The sequence below is a fragment of the Streptomyces sp. NBC_01381 genome (assembly GCF_026340305.1).
In the GTDB taxonomy this organism is placed as follows: domain Bacteria; phylum Actinomycetota; class Actinomycetes; order Streptomycetales; family Streptomycetaceae; genus Streptomyces.
The window spans coordinates 1,932,228-1,951,223 of the sequence record NZ_JAPEPI010000001.1; the positions used below are offsets into that span (position 1 = coordinate 1,932,228).

Consider the following 18,996-nt stretch of genomic DNA (forward strand, 5'->3'; position numbering starts at 1 on the left):
CCGGTCCGGACCCCGTCATGACGCCTGATCCGTGATGTCCCAGCAAGTGACCGCGAACGCCCCGGACTTGGTGAAGTGCGCGTGCGCCCGGACCAGGGCGCCGCCGGGCAGGGCGAAGACGCGGAAGGGGGTGGGGAAGGCGGTGGCGGGATCGCGTACGTCGTGGAGCCGGCGCCCCAGCGGCAGCGGGCCCTCGCCCGCGTCCGTGTCTTCGCCCTCCACGTGGAAGTCCCACACCCACTGGCCGGGGCTCGCCCCCGCCATCTCCCCGAGCGGCAGCCGGAAGCTGAACTCGGCGCCCTCCCACAGCGCCCCCACGGGGACGGTGACCCCGTCGCGCCGCCGCACCGCCCTCGCCCGCCAGCGCCGCCCCGCCGCCGTCCTGACGAGTCGCCCGTGCACGGTGATGCCGTCGCCGCCGGGCACGAACCGCACCAGCTCGGCACGCGGCCGCGACCGGGTCACCTGCAGCACGGCACGGCCGCTGCGGCAGCGGACGATGCGGATGAGCGTGCCGGTACGGGGGTTGGGGGCATGGAGGACGGTCGGCGTGGGCGGCAGGGCGGCGCCCCCGTCGATCCCGATGCCGCGCCGCCGCACCCGCCCCCGGGTATCGGCCGTGACCAGCGTCAGCCGCCAGACGCCGTCACCGAGGCGGGGCGAGCCCGCGGGGCCGCCGCTCGCCTCGTCGAGTACGTCGCGCAGCGTCGCCGTCCCGGTGAGCAGCGGCCCCCCGTCGGTGTGCCGCTCGAAGGCGAGCGGTACGCGGAAGCGCCGGTGTCCGCGCGACACCAGAAGATGCGCGCGTTCGATCCGCTCCCCGTCAGGGGCGGCGACCGCGAGGTTGAGCGTGCGGCTGTCCCGCAGCGAGAGGTGTACGGGAGGCGGAAGCAGCTCCGTCCGCCCGGTGGCGCGGCCCGCCGCGGCACGCTCCACGCGGAAGCGGGTCGTCCGTGCGGTGGCGAGGAACCGCCTGAACCGAATGTGGCGCATTGCACCACTTTGCCCGATGTTCACTCGCGGGCTCGGCGTGGCCGCGTACGGGTCACCCGGGTGGCGCAGGGGGGCGTGACCGGGCCGGGGGTGAGTGGGATAGGCACCCCAATGATCATTTCCCGTACGCGGCTTCGGCTGTCGCCGCACCTCCCTGCATCCCTTGCCCCGAGCCCCGGTCCCTTGCTCACCCGGCAGCGCGGGCACAGCAAGCGCGGCCGGAGTCCCGACGCACCCCGCGTCGACTCCCTCACCGGCCTTCGCTTTCTCGCCGCCCTCGCCGTCTTCGCCCACCACTTCACCGGACTCGGCGCCCAAGGCGGCGTCGCCCACGCGCCGCTGCTCTTTCCCTACTCCACGATGGGCGTGCACGGCGTCGGGTTCTTCTTCGTCCTTTCCGGCTTCCTGCTCACCTGGGGGCACCGCCCCGGCACCCGCGCCGGCCTCTTCTACTGGCGCAGGATCGGCCGCATCTGGCCCGCGCACCTGGCCGCCACGGTGCCCTGCGTCCTGGTCTTCTACTTCTGGGGCGGCGTCCCGACGGACCTCTTCAGCTCCGTCGCCTCGCTGTTCCTCGTGCAGGGCTGGTTCCCCGGCGTCGTCCCGACCCTGCCGGGCAACCCCGTCTCCTGGACCCTCGGCGTCGAGGCCTTCTTCTATCTGCTCTTCCCCTGCGCGATCCGCGCCGCCCTGCGGCACCGCACCCGCACCCTGGCCCTCGTCGCTGCGGCGGGCCTCGCCGCGATGTGGGTGCTCAACTGGTGGGCGGACAGCCACCTTCCGGCCCACACCGCCGAGTGGGTCATGCGGCATCCGGTGGCCCGGCTGCCCGAGTTCGCCGCCGGGATGGTCTGCGCGCTCGCCCTGCGCCGGGGGCATCGACTCCGGCTCGAACCGCCCGCCGTCGTCGCCACCTTCGCCGTGTACACCGCCGCGTACTGCCACCGCGAGACCTGGGCGTGGCCGCACCTCGCCGACCAACTCGGCTTGACCGTCCGGCCGTTGGCCGCCGTCTTCGCCGCCCTCCTCATCACCGCGTACGTCCAGCGTGAGCTGACCGGCCGCAGGGGCTGGCTCTGCTCCCGCCCCATGGTGCTGCTCGGGCTCTGGTCGTACGCCTTCTATCTGCTGCACCAGACCCTCAACCGGCTGTACATCGAGGCCTGGGACCGGCCGCAGCCCGAGAACTCCGCCCTGTTCACCCTGATCGGCGTCGCCGCCGTGGCGACCGCGCTGTCCTGGGCGATGTACACGTACGTCGAGGAACCGGCGAGGAAGTGGTGGGCCCGGCACACACCACGCCGGCTGACCGCCAAGCGGGCCTCCGCGGCGGTCAGTTGACGGAGTGACCCTTTGGGTGGATACGCGTTGAACGCGGGCACATCGAACAATCCCTGAGTCGAAGAATCCCTGAGCCGAACAATCCCTGAGTCGAAGAATCCCTGAGCCGAAGATCCCTGTGCTGGAGGAGACGTGCACCAGTCCGCGTACGAACAGATGGAACTCTGCGTCGAGCAGTACATGCCCAAGGGGAAACGTCACCGGGTGGTCGACCTCGGGGCCCGGATCTCCGACGGGCAGACCCGCACCCACAAGGCCCTGCTCGAAGGGCACGACACGGAGTACGTGGGCGTCGACGTGCTCGACGGCCGCAATGTCGACTCGGTGATGACCAAGCCGTACTGCATCCCCGTCAAGTCCCGCAGCGCCGACTTCCTCATCTCCGGGCAGGCCTTCGAGCACATCCCCTTCTTCTGGGCGACGATGCTGGAGATCGCCCGCGTCCTGAAGCCGAACGGCATCGCCTTCGTGACCGCGCCGTCGCGCGGCCATGTGCACGACGCGCAGGACTGCTGGCGTTACTACCCCGACGGATTCCGTGCCCTGGCCGCGTACACCCGGCTCGAACTCCGCGAGGCCTACACGGACTTCCCGCCGATGAAGGGCATCCGCCACGCCTACGGAAGGATCGACGCCAAGCACGCCTACTGGGGCGACTCCGTCGGCGTCTTCCAGCGGCCCGAGCGCTACCCGAGGCTGACGATGGCCCTGGTGCGGTCCACGACGAGGTGGTGGGCGAACAAGGTCGGCGGCGTCGAATCCGTCCCGCTGCCCAAGCCCCTCGAGGGCCGCGCACACTGCGGAAGGCCGAAGGTGGTGGCCCCGCGCGCGGGGGACGAACAGCCTGTATCGGCACCAAGTCAAGCCAGCTGACACCAGGTTGACGAAATGTGACATCACGGATGAGTCGCGCGTACTGTCCGCTCCCATGGCATGGCGACGCGCAGTGAACGGTGCTCTCAAGCAACTGACCGGATACCAGCTCACCCGCAACCCGGTGCCGGCCCAGCGGCCGACCGCGCCGGGCGCGGCGAAGCCGGCTCCGGCCTCGAAGTCGAAGGCCCTGAAACTCCCCGCGGACTACGACGACGAGGCGAAGGGCATCATCCGTGCGGTGAAGCCGTACACGATGACCTCTCCCGAACGGCTGAACGCCTTCATCCTGGCGACCCGGCACGTCGTCCGGCACGGCATCCCCGGCGACATCGTCGAGTGCGGTGTGTGGCGCGGCGGTTCGATGCAGGCCTGCGCCAAGACGCTGCTCGCCGCCGGTGACACCGAGCGCGACCTGTACCTCTTCGACACGTACGAGGGCATGACCCCGCCCACCGAAGAGGACCTGCGCCGGGACGGCAAGTCCGCGGAGGAGCTGCTCAAGGTGCAGGGCAAGGGCCGGCCGATCTGGGCGGTCGCCTCCCTCGACGACGTCAAGTCGGGCTTCGCGAAGGTGCCGTACCCCGAGGAGCGCGTCCACTACGTCCAGGGAAAGGTCGAGGAGACCGTCCCGCGCGAGGCGCCCGAGAAGATCTCGATCCTGCGCCTCGACACCGACTGGTACGCCTCCACCCAACACGAACTGGAGCACCTCTACGGCCGGTTGGTCAGCGGCGGCGTACTGATCATCGACGACTACGGCTACTGGCAGGGGTCGCGCCAGGCGGTCGACGAGTTCCTGGACAAGACCGGCGAGCGGCTGCTTCTGCTGCGCATGGACGAGGGGCGGATCGCCGTCAAACCCTGAACCGGACACACCTGTCATCGAGCCCCGTACCCGCAGGCCAACCGGCCGCGGGCACGGGGCTCGACGCGCGATCACTCGAATGGCTCGCGGCGGGTGACCCGTGAGGGCGGCCGTTGTTAACCAGTAGGTCCCCCGCAGGACGCGCAGCCGTGCCCGACAGTTCTCCGGAAGGAATGTGCGCAGCGCATGACACCCCGACTCACCGTCGTCGTCCCCGTCTACAACGTCGAGGAGTTCCTCGACTCCTGCCTACGGTCACTGGCCGAGCAGACCATGCCGGACCTCGAAGTGGTCATGGTCAACGACGGTTCCACCGACGGGAGTCCACGCATCGCCCGCGAGTTCGCCGCGCGGGACGGGAGATTCAGGCTGGTCGAGCAGGAGAACGCGGGGCTCGGCGCGGCCCGCAACGCGGGGGTCAGAACGGCGCGCGGCACCTTTCTGGCGTTCGTGGACAGCGACGACATTGTGCCGCCCGACGCGTACGAACGGATGCTGGCGGCGCTCCAGGAGTCGGGCTCGGACTTCGTCACCGGCAACGTCCACCGGCTGCGGTCCGACGGCGTGCGCAGGCAGTCCCCGATGTTCCGCAAGACGATGGAGACGGACCGCAGCGGCACCCACGTCACCCGCGACTGGGGTCTGCTCGGCGACCGCATCGCCTGCAACAAGGTCTTCCGCAGGACCTTCTGGGACCGGCACGACCTCTCCTTCCCGGAGGGCGTCCTGTTCGAGGACACCCCCGTGACGATCCCCGCCCACTTCCTCGCCGACGCCGTCGACGTGCTCAAGGACCCCGTCTATCTCTGGCGCGACCGCGACGGCTCCATCACCAACGGCCGCACCAGCCCGCGCGCCGTCCGCGACCGCACCGCCGCCGTCCTCGCGGCGAGCGGCTTCCTCGCCGGGAAGGCGGCGGAGACGGCGGGGACACCGGAGGGGGAGAGCTGGGCCGAGGCCAAGGGGCGCTACGACCGGACGGTGTTCTCCGGGGACCTGTGGCTGTTCATGGAGGCCCTGCCGCACGGCGACGCCGAGTACCACGAGGCCTTCCTCGACCACGCCAACGCCTTCCTCGCCACCGTCGACCGTTCGGTCGTGGACGCGCTGCCGCTCGCCCTGCGCGTCAGGTGGTGGCTCGTACAGCAGCGCCGCGCCGGCGACTTGATGGCTTTCATGGCGTACGAGAAGTCCAACCCCGGAGCCTTCCGGGTCCGCGGTCTGCGCCGGCGCCGGGCCGACTACCCCGGGATCGACGGCCTGCCGCGCGAGACGGTCACCCTCAAGCGCTCCGACGTGCCGCTCACCGCACAGCTCACGCACGCCGCGTGGGACGACGAAGGACTGCTGCGGCTCAAGGGCTTCGCGTACATCCGCAATCTGCCGGCCGGGCGGATCGGCGCACGGGCCAGGGCCGCCTGGCTGCGGTCGGGGCGGCGGCGGGTCCTGCCGCTGAAGCTGCGCACGGTGCGGGCGCGCGAGGCGACGTACCGCTCCAAGCAGGGTCTGCACAGCTACGACCGGTCCGGGTTCGAGACGGTCGTCGACCCGAGGAGGATCGTCACCAAGCGGCGCAGCACCACCTGGAACGTGGAGATGGGCGCGGTCAGCGGGCTCCTGCCGCGCACAGGGCCGGTCAGGATGAGCGGTGTTCCGGCGCTGCCCGTGCGGTATCTGGAGGACTTCCTGCGGGTGGCCGTCACGCACAGCAAGGGGCGGCTGCGGCTGCGCACCGAGCGGGTGGCGGCGCGGCTCGTCGCGCACGAGGGCTGCGGTGGTGCCGTCCGGTTGCACGGGCGGCTCGCGGCGGGCGAGTCCCAGGCCATCGACTCCGTACGCGTCGAGAACTGGCACACCAAGGAGGCACACGACGTCCCGGCCGTGGTGAACGGCAGGGATTTCAGCGCTGATGTGCCGCTCGGCCTCTTCCTGCCCGAGGTGGACGAGCGCACCGGCGAGCCGCGCAAGGCCGACCCGTGGGGCGTCGCGGTGATCCGCGGCGGCGAGGAGCGCACCCCGCTGGCCACCCGCCCCGAGGTGGCGCCGGGGCGGTACAGCCTGCGGCCGGGGCGTGAACTCCTCGTCCTCGCCAACAGGTCGGGCAACCTGGAGCTGCGCGACCAGACCGTGCGGCCGCTCGTCGACAGCGTGACCTGGGACGGCGCACTCGTCCTCGAAGGCAGCCACCCGGGCGAAGAGCCCCGCACCAGGGAGCTTGTCCTCGTCCACGGCGGCCACGGCGACGAGGCCGTCCTTCCGGTGCGGATCGACGGCGGCCGGTTCACCGCGGCCCTGCGCCCGGAGGCCGTCCGTGGCCACGCGGGCGCTCTGCCGCTCGCCGAGGGGCGCTGGAACCTCTTCCTGCGCGAGCCGGGCGAGAGCGACCCCGATGAGTACACCCCGGTGTGCGTGGCGCCCGGCACCTACCGCGGGCTTCCGCTCACCCGCACCCTGTCCGGCCGTGAGATCACCCTGAAGCGGCACGCCCAGGACGGCCTGCACCTGCGCTCCGGATCCGCGCTGCCCCTGGCCGACCGGGGCGGACCCCGGCAGCGGCGGCTGCGCGATGCGTACGCGGCACAGCGCGGCGGGCCGCTGCGGGACGCCGTCCTGTACGCCAGCTTCGACGGACGCCAGTACTCCGACTCGCCCCGCGCCATCCATGAGGAACTGGTGGGCCGCGACGCCGAGTTGGAGCACCTGTGGGTGGTGCGCGACCAGCAGGTCGACGTGCCCGAGAGCGCACGGCCGATCGCCATGTGGAGCGCCGACTGGTACGAGGCACTTGCCCGCTGCCGCCACATCGTGACCAACACCCAGCTGCCCGACTGGTTCGAGCGCGCCGAAGGGCAGTTCGTCGTGCAGACCTGGCACGGCACCCCGCTCAAGCGCATCGGCCGCGACCTGGCGGGACACGCGTCCGGGGACGCCGCCTACATGGCGACGCTGCCCGCCCGCGCCGCCCAGTGGAGCGTCCTCGTCTCCCCGAACCGCTTCTCGACGCCCCTGCTGCGCGGCGCCTTCGGCCACACCGGCGCGGTCCTGGAGTGCGGCTACCCCCGCAACGACCTGCTGCACGCCGTCGACCGCGAGAAGGTCGCCGCGTCCGTACGCGAACGGCTCGGCATCCCCGAGGGCAGACGCGTCGTTCTGTACGCGCCGACCTGGCGCGAGAACCAGCCCAAGAAGGGCGGCCGTTACGGCCTCGACCTGCAGATCGACCTGGCCGCCGCCGAGAGCGCCATCGGCGACGACCAGGTGCTCCTCGTGCGCAGGCACTACCTGGTGGGCGGCACCGTCCCCGAGTCCGACTTCGTCCGCGACGTCACGCGCTACCCGGACGTCGGCGAACTCCTCCTGATCAGCGACGTGCTGGTGACGGACTACTCGTCCCTGATGTTCGACTTCGCGCAGACCGGCCGCCCCATGCTCTTCCACACCTACGACCTCGACCACTACCGCGACACCCTGCGCGGCTTCTACTTCGACTTCGCGGCGCAGGCCCCGGGTCCGCTGCTCACGACGGGCGACGAGGTGATCGAGGCGCTGCGCGACCCGCGGGCTGCCACCGCCGCGTACGCCGACGCGTACGACAGATTCCGCGAGGTCTTCTGCGACCTGGACGACGGGCACGCGGCCGCCGGTGTCGTGGACGCCATGCTCGCCGGTGCCGTGCGCGGGGACGGCCTGCCCGAGGGAGGCCGCGCATGAGCACGCCCGATCTGCATGACGTCAGCTGTGTCGTCGTCGCCGGCGGCAGCGCGGCCGCACTGAAGGCCTCCGTGCGGTCCGTCGTCGGCCAGTCGATGGCGGGCGTCGAGGCCGTCGTCGTCGACCCCGGCACCGAGCCCGTGGTGAGCGAGGCGGCCGCCGCACTCGCCGCCGACCACCCGCACCGGGTACGCCTCGTGCCCGCCGACGGCGACCTGTCCATGGGGGCGGTGCGCAACCTCGGGCTCGACGCGGCACGCGGCCGGTACGTGATGGTTCTCGGCGCGGGCGAACGCCTCCAGGCGCACGCCTGCCGCAACCTCTTCGATGCGGCACGCACCACCGGCGCCGACCTGGTGGCGGGGCGCTGGACGCGGCTCATGGGAAGCGGCAAGAAGGAACGCGGCCCCGACTGGCAGGCTCAACTGCACGCCAGGACAAGGGTGGTGCACGACCTCGCCGACGCCCCCGAACTCGTCGTCAGGGACTCCCTGCTCACCGGGTTCTGCGTCCGCCGAGAGATTCTCGAACGGACGTCACTTCGGTACGCGGACGACCTCGCCCACAGCGAGGTCCTCTTCGGCGTCCGGGCCGCGCTCGCCGTCAAGGGCGTCGCCCTCGTGCCGAACCTGATCACCACCCGCCGTGCGGCTCCCGCCCCGGCCCGCGAGACCCCCGCCCTCGCGGAGGCCAACGCCCGCGTCGCCGCGCTCCTGATCGGCCTCGGCCGCCTCGACCTCTGCGACCGGCGCGAGCGGGCCTTCCTCGGCGACCATGTGCTGCCGTGCGCGCGGACGTTCCCGCGGCTCACCGCCGAGCAGCGCCACGAGACGGCATCCGCGCTCGCCCCGCACCTGAAGGGCAGCGTGGAGCTGCGCGCCCTGGACGAGCTCGCCCCGGTGGAGCGGGTGTGCGTACGGCTGCTCGCGGAGGGCGACACGGAGGGTGTCCTCGCGGCGGCGTACGCGCTCGCCAGGCCGGGGACGGTGGTCTCGGAGCTGACCGAGCGCGACGGCAAGGTCTGCTGGCGGGCCGACGGCCTCGACGACCCACGCGTGCGCGAGGTGCTCGACGTGACGGAACTCGGCCACCAGCACCGGCAGTTGAGCGACGTGCGGCTCCTCAACCGCCTCACCCGATGCGCGGTCGAGGGCGCCGAAGCGGTCCTCGAAGGCCGGGTCGTGCTGCCCGCCGAGCTGCTCCCGGAGCGCCCGCCGCTCACCGCACGGCTCCACGTCCGGGCACGCGGCACGGCACGGCGGGGCTTTCGCGTACCCGTCGAGGAGGTGCGCCACGACGGCGGTGCGATCGTCTGGCGGGCCAGGGTCCGGCTCACCGGCGGCCTGCGCGAACTCGGCACCGGTGACCGCGTGTGGGAGCCGCAGCTTCAACTGACGGCGGGTGCCCAGGACTTGACCACCGAACTCGTCGCCGAGCGGGAGACCGTGGGCCAGAGCCCGGGGATCACCGTCACCGGCGGCAACAAGGTGGAGCTGCGCCCGCACCCCCGCGACCGGGCCACCCGCGTCCTGCGCGCGGCACTGCACTACGCCACGCACTTCCGCCCCGCCCGCAAGCTGAAACTGCGGATCCGCGCCCTGCGCAAGAGGCTCGACCGGCTCGGCACGCAGCCCGTCAAGATCCGCTTCTACCGGCAGGTGCTGCGACGGCTCCCCGTCAGCAAGGGCTCGGTGGTCTTCGAGAGCCACATGGGCAAGTGCTACGGCGACAGCCCGCGCGCCGTCCACCAGGAGATCCTCGACCGGGGGCTGCGGCTCCGCTGCACCTGGTCGTACGCGAAGTCACCCGACGGATTCCCCAAGTCGGCCCGGCTCGCCCGCCGTTGGTCCTACCGCTATCTGTGGGCCCTCGCCCGCGCCGAGTTCTGGATCGACAACCAAGGCTTCCCGCACGCCCTGGAGAAGCCCCGCCACACCACGTATCTGCAGACCTGGCACGGCTCCGCGTACAAACGGATGGGCTTCGACGAGGCGCGCGTCAAGACGCAGAACGCACCCCGGCGCGCCCGGCTGCAGCGCGCCGTCGACCGCTTCGACCACTTCCTGGTGCGCTCCGAGCACGACGTGAACACCCTCGCCCGCGCCTACGGCATCCCCGAGGAGCGGCTGCTGCGCTGCGGCTATCCGCGCAACGACCGGCTCGTCGCCGCGCGCGCCGCGGACGAGACGTCGGGCCGCTTCCCGCGCCCGGCCACGGCCGTCGCACTCGGCATCCCCGACCACAAGACGGTCGTTCTCTACGCGCCGACCTTCCGCGGCCTGCCCAAGGGCAATAAGCCTGTACAACTCCCCCTGGACGTACGGAAGTTCGCCGACCGCTTCGGCGACACCCACGTACTCCTGGTGCGCGCCCACTACATGGAGGCCGCGAGCCTCCCCGTGTGCCCGCCCGGCACCGTCGTCGACGTCTCCGCCCACCACGACGTCAGCGAACTGCTCTGCCTCGCCGACGTCCTGGTGACCGACTACTCGTCGATCATGTTCGACTTCGCGCTCCTCGACCGTCCGCTGGTGCACTTCACCCCGGACCTCGACGCGTACGCGGCCGAGCGGGGCAGCTACTTCGCGCTGCGGGACGACGCGGGCGGACCCGTGGTCGAGACGCAGGAGGAGCTGCTGCGGACGCTCGCCACGCTGAAGCAGACCGACGGGGCGTGGGCCGACGCCCGGCGGACGTTCGCGCGGCGCTTCGGCGCGTACGACAAGGGGCGGGCCGCCGCGGACGTGGTGGACGCCCTGTTCGGGGAGCGGTTCGGGAACACGAAAGACGCAGCCAAGGGGGCCGGCACATGACCACCACGACCACGTCCGCGGAGCGCGGCCGCGACCTCTTCCTCGTCGCGAACACCGTCGACGAACTCGGCGGAGTCACCGCCTGGGCCCACCAGATGGCCCGCCTCTTCACGGCCGGCGGCCACCGGGTGCACGTCATCGGCGTCCACGAGGCCGAACTGAAACTGGTGCTCCCCGACGACCTCGGCTACCCCGTCACCAGCCTCTACCGCGAACACCCCCCGACACCGCGCCCCGTACGCGGTATCGGCCGCCTCAACGTCGTGGCGTGGCGCCGCGAATCGGCGCGGATCGCCGCCAAGAAGCGGACGGTCGACCGGCTCTCCGGGCTCTTCCGCGCCGCGCGCCCCGGAGCCGTCGCCATCGTCACGCAGGTCTGGCCGATGGGGTGGATCAGGGAGGCGGACACCGCGGGCCTGCGCATCATCGGCATGAGCCACGAGTCGTACGCCTACACCCGCGCCTGCCACCGCTATCGCTCGGTCAAGCGCAACTACCCCTCCGTGGACCGCTGGCTCGCGCTCACCCAGGAGGACGCCGACGACTGGATCGCCGACGGCATGCACAACGTGGGAGCGATGCCCAACGCCCTTGCCCATCTGCCCGAAGTCCCTTCGCAGCGCCGCCAGAAGGTGGTGTGCAGCATCGGCAGGCTCGCCGACCAGAAGGGCGTCGACATGCTCGTCGACACCTGGGCCCTGGTCGCCCCGCAGCGCCCGGACTGGACGCTGCGGATCTATGGCGCGGGCGCGGACGAGGCCGACCTCAGGCGCCAGTGCACGCGCCTCGGCCTCGACGGTTCGGTGCAGTGGATGGGCCGCACCGGTGATGTGCCGGGTGTGCTCGCGCAGAGCTCGGTCTTCGTGCAGTCCTCGCGCGGGGAGGGTTTCCCGCTTGCCCTGATGGAGGCGATGGCCAGTGCGGTGCCGTGCGCTGCCTTCGACTGCGCACCCGGCGTCCGGGAGATCGTCCGGGACGGCGAGGACGGTTTGCTTGCCCCCGCCGGTGACGTGGAGGCCCTCGCCGACAGGCTCCTGCGCCTGACCGGCAATCCCCGGATGCGGGATGCGATGGGAGAGCGGGCGCGGGTGAATGTGCAGCGGTTCTCGGAGGCGGCTGTGCTTGAGCGCTGGGAGGCGTTGTTCGAGCTTCTTGAGCGCTGAACGTTTGCTGCGGGTCGGTGGGGGCTTGTCGCGCAGTTCCCCGCGCCCCTTAAAGGGCGCGGGGACTGGCCTCTCTCAGTTACGTCCCGCGCGCGAAAGCAGCGACGCGAGCAGGCCCTTGGTGCGGGTCGGCTCGGGCGCCCGCTCCGGGGGCTCCCCGGCGTATCGGGACACCGGCTGCTCCGGTGACCGTGCCTGCTTGCCGCTGATTCGGATCATCGGGAACTCGGCGACCTCCTCGGCGCCGTGCCACATGTCGTCGCGCTCCTTCAGGAACGCCGCGAGATCGGTGTGGATCGCGTCGTAGGTGCCCCAGGTCCCGTAGAACTTGGTGGCCGTGATGCACAGCGGCTTGAGCCCCGTGCTCGCCACCGCGCCCCAGGTAGCCGCGGCCACGCCCGGACAGTGCTCGGCACGGAAATCGTCGAGGACGACGATCCCGTCGGCGCCGAGCACCTCGCGGGCCGCGGCGATGTCCGCGTGCACATGCTCGTACAGATGCGAGGCGTCGATGTGCACGAAGCGGCAGGTGTCCGGCTCCACGTGCGCGGTGATGCCGGCGGACGGCTCCTGGACGATCTGCGGCAGCTCGTCGTGGAAGGAGCGGTAGTTGGCCTCGAAGGCGCGGCGCGTGAGCGTGGACCGGTAGGAGCGGCCCATCTCCGCGGAGTTGGCCTCGTCGGGCGCGGGCGAGTCGAAGAGGTCGCAGACCGTGAAGGTCTCGTCCGCGCGCAGATACGTACCCATGAAGATGGCGCTCTTGCCGAGATAGGCGCCCAGTTCGAGGAGGTCGCCCTGCTCGGAACGTTCGTACTGGCGGCTCAGGATCCAGTCGAAGAGCACCTGGTCGACCGGATGGAACCATCCCTTCACGTCGGAGAGCTGGTGCGGCCGCGGCAACTGATCCGTGTCCGTGCCGTTCGTGGACGCGTGCGCTGTTGCTTGCTGCATGTCTGGGTCCTGGGATGGGGGGAGGCGGACAGTGCTGCCGGACGAGTGGGGGTCGTTTCGGCGCACGATGCTGTTGGAGCTGTCAGAAGCGCGGAGTGGGCTCGGAGACGTCGGCCCGCGGCAGCGGCTCATCGGCCACCCCCGCGGCCGGCGCGGGGTGCCGCTCCGCCAGTGGCGCCACAGACGGTAGACCCCCTGGCTCACCGAGCACCACATGCCTCACAACTCGTTCAGCCGCTCGCCCGTCGTCGTACACGCAGAAGCGGTTTCGGAAGGCCGTGCGCAGCTGGGCCGAGCGCGAGCCGCGCCAGTGGCCCGTCGCGAAGATGTCGGTGAGCTCGTCCTCGCTGCGTGCGACCGCGCCCGGCGGGAAGTCGCGCACGTCGAAATAGGTGCCGCGGGTCGCCTCGTAGGCCTCCCAGTCGTCGGCGTGCAGGACGACGGGCCGGTCGAGGTTGGCGTAGTCGAACATCAGCGAGGAGTAGTCCGTGACCAGGGCGTCCGATGCGAGGCAGAGGGACTCGATGCTCGGATGGTCCGACACGTCGATCAGGCGGCCCGACGAGGAGGCGAGCGGTGCCTCGTACGAGTGATGGGCGCGGGTCAGGATCACGAAGCGGGGGCCGAGCGCCTGCAGCACCCGCTCCAGGTCGAGGGCGCGCAGCTGGGAGCGGCGGTAGTCGCGGTGGGTGGGCGCGTAGAGGATGGCGACCGCGCCCTGGGGGATGCCGATGAGCTCGCGCTGGCGGGCCACGTCCGCGGAGGTCGCCCGCTGGTAGATGTCGTTGCGCGGGTAGCCGTACTCGAGGGTCGTGTACGAGGCGGGGAACACCCGCTCCCAGACCAGCGTCGAGTGCCGGTTCGCCGACAGGACGTAATCCCATTTGTCGGCGTTCTTCAGGAGCGCCCCGAAGTCCGTGTCCCGTGCGGCGGCCGGGCGGTCCTGGAGGTCGAGGCCCATCAGCTTCAGGGGCGTGCCGTGCTGGGTCTGGATCATCACCTGGCCGCGCCGCTTGACCAGCCTGCGGTCGAAGTCGACGTTGTTCACCAGGTACTTGGAGCGGGCGAGGGCTGTCCAGTACGCGGCCGTGCCGGGCCGGATCTTCCGGGTGGCCGTCGGCACCGAGTGGTGGTGGCTGGCGTCGGCGATCCACGCGGTGCGGATGTGCGGGGCGTGCTCGCGCACCGCGGCCTCCAGGGCGCCGGGGTTGCAGCCGTGGCCGCGCCCCCAGTACGCGGAGAACACCGCACGGTCGGCGCGCACCGGCAGGCGCAGCTGGATCCGGTAGTGCAGCTGGAGCGCGGCGCCCCTGGCGCGGCGGCGGGCGGTGGCCGCGTACCGCCTGGCCCTGGTCCGCACCCGCAGCGCCGTCCACAGGGTCCGGTAGGTGCGGTGCGAGCCCAGCCGCACAAGCGCGTGCCGCAGCCGGCTGCCGGGCCTGCCGCGCGAGCCGGGGACGCGGTAGCGGCGGTAGTGGGAGCGGGCCCTGCGCAGGAAGTCGGCGCGGGTGCCGCGCGGCAGCCGGTCGCGCTTGGTGAAGACCGTGCAGAAGTGGTCGACCATCCGCCGGAAGAGGACGGGCCGCCAGTCCGCCGAGAACTCGGGGTGCTCGTCGAGGAACGCGAAGACCCTCTCGTACTGGTCGAAGATGTCGAAGTGCCTGTGGCTCGTGGTGTTCAGGATGTTGCCGCGGCGCCGCTGCCGGTAGTGCAGGCAGACCCGGTCGAGGGTGCAGATCGAGTCCGCGGAGAGCATGACCGGCAAGGTCCAGGGGGTGTCCTCGTAGAACCCGGGCGGGAAGACGAAGCGCTCGCGCTCGATGAAGTCGCGGCGGTAGGCCTTGTTCCAGGCGACCATCAGGAGCCTCAGCAGGCTCGGCCGCTCGGCGAGCCGGAAGGGTGCTTCGCCGGCGTCCTCGTCGAGCAGGTTCGCGTACTGGTTGCGCACCGTCTCGCCCGACCAGTACGTACGCGCGTAGTCATAGACGAGGACGTCCGGCTCGTCCGTCTCCTTGAGGCGGTCGGAGATGGCCTGCAGGGCGCCGGGGGTGAGGGTGTCGTCGCCGTCGAGGAAGACCAGGTAGTCGCCGCCGGCGTGTTCCATGCCCGCGTTGCGTGCCCGGCCGAGGCCGACGTTCTCCTTCAGGTGGACGGCCTGCACGCGGATGTCGCGGGCCGCGAACTCGTCGATGAGGGCGCCGCAGGCATCCGGTGAGCAGTCGTCCACCACGATCAGTTCGAGATCCGTGAACGACTGGTCTAGGACCGATTCCAGACATGCGTGCAGATATGCCTGCACCTTGTACACGGGAACGATGACACTGAACCGGGGCAAGGCACATCCATGGGTCGGCGCGGGCATACTGCCCGAAAACGCCCGGAGGGCCGGTCGGGTTACGCCGGGTGCGGCAGACGGGGGATGGACGCAGGTGAGGCGGCCCCCGCCGGGGACCGCCTCACTCGGCGAACGAATGTACAAGTGCCTGACAAGTGCCTTTGTCGGGCGGCTACTTGACGGCTCCAGCCATCACGCCGGACACGAACTGCCGCTGGAACGCGAAGAACACGGCCAGCGGGATCACCATCGAGATGAACGCGCCGGGCGCCAGGATCTGCACGTTGTCGCCGAAGGACCGCACCTGCTGCTGGAGCGCGACCGTGATCGGCGGGCTGTCGGAGTCGGCGAAGATCAGCGCGATCAGCATGTCGTTCCAGACCCAGAGGAACTGGAAGATGCCGAGCGAGGCGATCGCCGGCGCGCCGAGCGGCATCACGACCCTGAGGAAGAGCCGCAGCTCACCGGCCCCGTCCAGGCGTGCCGCCTCCAGGAGTTCGCGCGGGATCTCCGCGAAGAAGTTCCGCAGGAGGAAGATCGCGAACGGCAGGCCGAAGGCCACATGGAAGACGACCACACCGACCGTCGTCTCGAAGATGCCGATCTCGCCGAAGATCTTGGAGACCGGAAGCAGCGCCACCTGCACGGGCACCACGAGCAGCCCGACGACGCCGAGGAACCACCAGTCGCGCCCCGGGAACTCCATCCACGCGAAGGCGTATCCGGCCAGGGACCCGATGATCACGACGAGCAGCGTCGCCGGGACGGTGATCATGATGCTGGACAGGATCGAGTCGGTGATCGTCTCGTCCTTGAGCAGGTTGGTGTAGTTGTCCAGCGTCATCTGCGACGGGGTGCTGAACACCTTCCACCAGCCGCTCTCGGCCATGTCGGACGAGGTGCGCAGCGAACCGAGAAGCAGCCCGATCGTCGGCACCAGCCAGAAGAGTCCGATGACGACGAGGAAGACGCGTACGGCACTGCCGCTGAGGACCCCGGCGATCCTGCTGCCGAGCGACTGCTTGGCCTTCACCACTTCGACCTGGGCACTCATCGCCGGGCCTCCCGTCGCAGCCGCCGGATATTGAAGAGCATCACCGGGATCACGAGGAGGAAGAGGAGCACGGCGATCGCGCTCGCCACTCCCGAATCCTTGTCGAGGAACGCGGAGTTGTAGAGCTGCAGCGCCAGCACGTTCGCGTCGTCCTTCGACGAGTTCGGCGCGATGATGAAGATCAGGTCGAAGATCTTCAGTACGTTGATCATGAGCGTGACCGCGACCACGGCAAGGACCGGCGCCAGGATCGGCACGGTGATCCGCCGGAACACCTGCCACTCGTTGGCGCCGTCCACGCGGGCCGCCTCCAGGAGTTCACGCGGCACGCTCGCCAGGCCCGCCGCGATCAGGACCATCGCGAAGCCCGTCCAGATCCACAGATACGAGCCGATCACCGCGGGCGTGATGAGGGACGGGCCGAGCCAGTCCACGCCGTTGTACGGCTCGCGGAAGTTCGATGCGGGGAACCGGAGTTGGGCCCCGTCGGCCTCCTTCGGCAGGGCGAAGGTGCCGTCGCCCGCCGCCTCGGCCGATGCCACCACCTTGCCGTCCTTGACGGCCTCGATCTTGATCCCGGGATAGCCGAACTCCGCCTTGTCCGGGGCGTTGAGCTCGCCCCGGCCCTTGCCGCGGGTGAAGTCCTGCCAGGCGGTGCCGGTCACCTGGTCCGGGTCCGGCTTCGCGGCCGCGGCCGACTTGGCGTTGTCCGGCATGTTGTCCGGTGCCACACCGGTCAGCGGCAGGGCGACGGGCGTGCCCGCCTCGACCGCCTCACGCGTGATGAAGGCGCCGCCGCCCGCCGACTTCAGCGGAGACTGCGTACTGGGATGCGCCTGCGGGAACGCGGACGACTCGGCGAAGGTGTCGTGCGCCGCCACGAACACGGCGTTGGCGACACCCCGGTCGGGATCCGACTCGTAGACGAGCCGGAAGATGATCCCCGCCGCGAGCATCGAGATCGCCATCGGCATGAAGATGACCAGCTTGAACGCCGTGCCCCAGCGGATCCGCTCGGTGAGCACGGCGAAGATCAGGCCGAGGCCGGTCGCGACCGTCGGGGCGACCACCACCCAGATCGCGTTGTTCTTGATCGCGGTGAGGATGGTGTCGTCGGTGAACAGGGTCTCGTAGTTGCCGAACGCCGTGAAGTCGCCCGACTTGTCGAGGAAGCTGCGGAACAGCGAGTACCCGATCGGGTAGAGGACGAGCGCGCCGAGCAGCACCAGGGCGGGCAGCAGGAAGAGCACTGCCACGGACTTACGGGTGCCGGTCACGCTCTTGCGCGGTTTGGCGGCCGGGGGCAGCGCCACGTTCGGCGTGCCCCCGGCGTTCGCGGACGCCATGTCGCGTCAGTCCTTGTAGGCCTTGGCGGCGGCCGTCTCCAACGCCTTCTGTGTGCCGGCGACGTCCTTCGGGTTCTTCAGGAAGTCCTGCAGCGCCTTCCACTCGCCCTTGCCGGGCGTGCCGCCGAAGGCCTGCGGGGCCTGGTCGGACATGTCGAAGCGGATGTCGTCGCCCGCCGCGATGAGCGCCTTGGCGATTGCCCGCTGCACGTCGTTCGGGTACGCCGCCAGGTCGAGGCTCTTGTTGGGGGACACGAAGCCGCCCGCCTCGGCCCAGATCTTCGCCGAGTCCGGCGAGGCCAGGAAGGTGAGCAGCGCCTGCGCGCCCTTGCTGTCCTTCAGCGCCACGGCCGCGTCACCGCCGACGACCGCCGGGGACTCTTCCCCGACCGCCGGGAAGGGGAACACCTTGGCGTCCGTACCGATCTTCGCCTTCGTCTCCGAGATCGGCAGCGAGACCATGTCGCCCTCGAAGACCATGCCCGCCTTGGGCTGGTCGCCGCCGGTGAAGGTCTGCTTCACCGAGGCGGGGAACTCGGTCTGCAGCGCGCCGTCCGCGCCGCCCGCGACGAAGCCCTTCTTGCCGTAGAGCTCGCCGAGCGTGGTCAGCGCCTCCTTCACGGAGGGGTCCGTCCACTTGATCTCGTGCTTGGCCAGCTGGTCGTACTTCTCGGGGCCCGCCTGCGAGAGGTAGATGTTCTCGAACCAGTCGGTGAGGGTCCAGCCGTCGGCGCCCGCGACCGATATCGGCGGCACGCCGGAGTCGTACACGGTCTGGGCCGTCTTCATGAAGTCGTCCCAGGTCTTGGGCTCTTCGGTGCCCGCGTTCTCGAAGACCTTGGTGTTGTACCAGACCAGGGACTTGTTGGCGGCCTTGAAGTACACGCCGTACTGCTTGCCGTCGACGGCCCCGAGGTCCTGCCAGCCCTTCGCGTAATTCTTCTCGAGCTGCTTCTGCGCCTCGGGCCCCACGGGCTTGGCCCACTTGTTCTTGACCGCCTGCTCGATGGCGCCGACCTGCGGAAGCATCGCGACGTCCGGCGGCTGGCCGCCGGCGACCTTCGACTCCAGGAAGCTGATGATGGGGTCCTGCGCGGGTACGAAGGAGACGTCGGCCCCGGTCCTCTTCTCGAACTCGTCGAGAACCTTGAGGAAGACCTTCCGCTCCGATCCGCCCCACACGGCGGCGACGGACACCTTCTGCCCGTCCAGCTTGGGCAGTTGGACCGCGGCCGCGCTCTCCTTGCCGCCGCCCTTGTCCCCGCCGCTCCCGTCGTCCTTGTCGTCGTCGCCACCGCACGCGGTGACGGTGAGGGTGAGCGCCCCCGCGACGACGGCCGCGGCGATCCTGGCGGTGGTACGCCGATGGTGCGGTGCCCTGCGTGTACGAAGAGTGCTGCGCATCACTGCCCCGTTCTCTTCACTGGCGAGCGAGTCCCGTGCGGCTTGTCTACGCCCGCCCGGGGAACACCGGCAAGAGCACCAACCATGACAACTAGCCGATCGTGATGCCGTTGTGACGTGCCGTCATGAACAGTGGGACCCTCG

At 70.7% G+C, this 18,996-nt stretch carries 12 protein-coding genes; 6 read left to right on the forward strand and 6 right to left on the reverse strand.

Annotated features, from left to right (window positions below; genetic code table 11):
- Positions 1 to 15 precede the first annotated feature (15 nt).
- Positions 16 to 993 (reverse strand): hypothetical protein, encoded by a 978-nt coding sequence (locus OG453_RS09250; protein ID WP_266866344.1) that lies wholly within the window; start codon positions 991 to 993, stop codon positions 16 to 18.
- A 183-nt stretch (positions 994 to 1,176) separates the two neighbouring features.
- Between OG453_RS09250 and OG453_RS09255 the strand changes: the two genes are divergently transcribed.
- From OG453_RS09255 to OG453_RS09280, 6 genes are all read left to right on the forward strand, one after another.
- Positions 1,177 to 2,334: an acyltransferase gene (locus OG453_RS09255; RefSeq protein WP_266866346.1), complete on the forward strand. Its 1,158-nt coding sequence runs from the start codon at positions 1,177 to 1,179 to the stop codon at positions 2,332 to 2,334.
- Between the two features lie 132 nt (positions 2,335 to 2,466).
- Positions 2,467 to 3,207 carry a methyltransferase domain-containing protein gene (locus tag OG453_RS09260; RefSeq protein ID WP_266866348.1) on the forward strand — a complete coding sequence of 247 codons (741 nt, stop codon included), beginning with the start codon at positions 2,467 to 2,469 and terminating at the stop codon, positions 3,205 to 3,207.
- 55 nt (positions 3,208 to 3,262) lie between these two features.
- Entirely contained in the window at positions 3,263 to 4,075 is an 813-nt protein-coding gene (locus OG453_RS09265) for a TylF/MycF/NovP-related O-methyltransferase (protein ID WP_266866349.1), read from the forward strand.
- A gap of 186 nt (positions 4,076 to 4,261) precedes the next feature.
- Positions 4,262 to 7,786 carry a bifunctional glycosyltransferase/CDP-glycerol:glycerophosphate glycerophosphotransferase gene (locus OG453_RS09270; protein ID WP_266866351.1) on the forward strand — a complete coding sequence of 1,175 codons (3,525 nt, stop codon included), beginning with the start codon at positions 4,262 to 4,264 and terminating at the stop codon, positions 7,784 to 7,786.
- Positions 7,783 to 10,599: a CDP-glycerol glycerophosphotransferase family protein gene (locus OG453_RS09275; RefSeq protein ID WP_266866353.1), complete on the forward strand. Its 2,817-nt coding sequence runs from the start codon at positions 7,783 to 7,785 to the stop codon at positions 10,597 to 10,599. Before OG453_RS09270 ends, OG453_RS09275 begins: the two co-directional genes overlap by 4 nt.
- The gene (locus OG453_RS09280; RefSeq protein ID WP_266866355.1) at positions 10,596 to 11,762 is read left to right on the forward strand and encodes a glycosyltransferase; all 1,167 of its coding nucleotides are present in this window, start codon (positions 10,596 to 10,598) and stop codon (positions 11,760 to 11,762) included. Before OG453_RS09275 ends, OG453_RS09280 begins: the two co-directional genes overlap by 4 nt.
- A 75-nt stretch (positions 11,763 to 11,837) precedes the next feature.
- Here the strand turns inward: OG453_RS09280 and OG453_RS09285 are convergent, their stop codons facing one another.
- The 5 genes from OG453_RS09285 to OG453_RS09305 all read right to left on the reverse strand — a co-directional run bounded on the left by OG453_RS09285 (position 11,838) and on the right by OG453_RS09305 (position 18,852).
- The gene (locus tag OG453_RS09285; protein WP_266866357.1) at positions 11,838 to 12,713 is read right to left on the reverse strand and encodes a class I SAM-dependent methyltransferase; all 876 of its coding nucleotides are present in this window, start codon (positions 12,711 to 12,713) and stop codon (positions 11,838 to 11,840) included.
- Positions 12,714 to 12,795: 82 nt separating this feature from the next.
- A complete protein-coding gene (locus OG453_RS09290) occupies positions 12,796 to 15,048 on the reverse strand; it encodes a bifunctional glycosyltransferase family 2 protein/CDP-glycerol:glycerophosphate glycerophosphotransferase (protein WP_266866359.1) in 2,253 nt (750 codons plus the stop codon).
- 172 nt (positions 15,049 to 15,220) lie between these two features.
- A complete protein-coding gene (locus OG453_RS09295; RefSeq protein ID WP_266866361.1) occupies positions 15,221 to 16,102 on the reverse strand; it encodes a carbohydrate ABC transporter permease in 882 nt (293 codons plus the stop codon).
- A complete protein-coding gene (locus OG453_RS09300) occupies positions 16,099 to 17,379 on the reverse strand; it encodes a carbohydrate ABC transporter permease (RefSeq protein ID WP_266869769.1) in 1,281 nt (426 codons plus the stop codon). Before OG453_RS09300 ends, OG453_RS09295 begins: the two co-directional genes overlap by 4 nt.
- 75 nt (positions 17,380 to 17,454) lie before the next feature.
- Positions 17,455 to 18,852, reverse strand: a complete 1,398-nt coding sequence (locus tag OG453_RS09305; RefSeq protein WP_266866363.1) for an ABC transporter substrate-binding protein — start codon at positions 18,850 to 18,852, stop codon at positions 17,455 to 17,457.
- Positions 18,853 to 18,996: the final 144 nt, after the last annotated feature.

What these genes read in the sequence shown, in the direction of transcription:
- OG453_RS09250 (WP_266866344.1), bottom strand. Translation starts at nt 993, where the DNA reads ATGCGCCACATTCGGTTCAGGCGGTTCCTCGCCACCGCACGGACGACC.
- OG453_RS09265 (WP_266866349.1), top strand. Translation starts at nt 3,263, where the DNA reads ATGGCATGGCGACGCGCAGTGAACGGTGCTCTCAAGCAACTGACCGGA.
- OG453_RS09270 (WP_266866351.1), top strand. Translation starts at nt 4,262, where the DNA reads ATGACACCCCGACTCACCGTCGTCGTCCCCGTCTACAACGTCGAGGAG.
- OG453_RS09275 (WP_266866353.1), top strand. Translation starts at nt 7,783, where the DNA reads ATGAGCACGCCCGATCTGCATGACGTCAGCTGTGTCGTCGTCGCCGGC.
- OG453_RS09280 (WP_266866355.1), top strand. Translation starts at nt 10,596, where the DNA reads ATGACCACCACGACCACGTCCGCGGAGCGCGGCCGCGACCTCTTCCTC.
- OG453_RS09285 (WP_266866357.1), bottom strand. Translation starts at nt 12,713, where the DNA reads ATGCAGCAAGCAACAGCGCACGCGTCCACGAACGGCACGGACACGGAT.
- OG453_RS09295 (WP_266866361.1), bottom strand. Translation starts at nt 16,102, where the DNA reads ATGAGTGCCCAGGTCGAAGTGGTGAAGGCCAAGCAGTCGCTCGGCAGC.
- OG453_RS09305 (WP_266866363.1), bottom strand. Translation starts at nt 18,852, where the DNA reads ATGCGCAGCACTCTTCGTACACGCAGGGCACCGCACCATCGGCGTACC.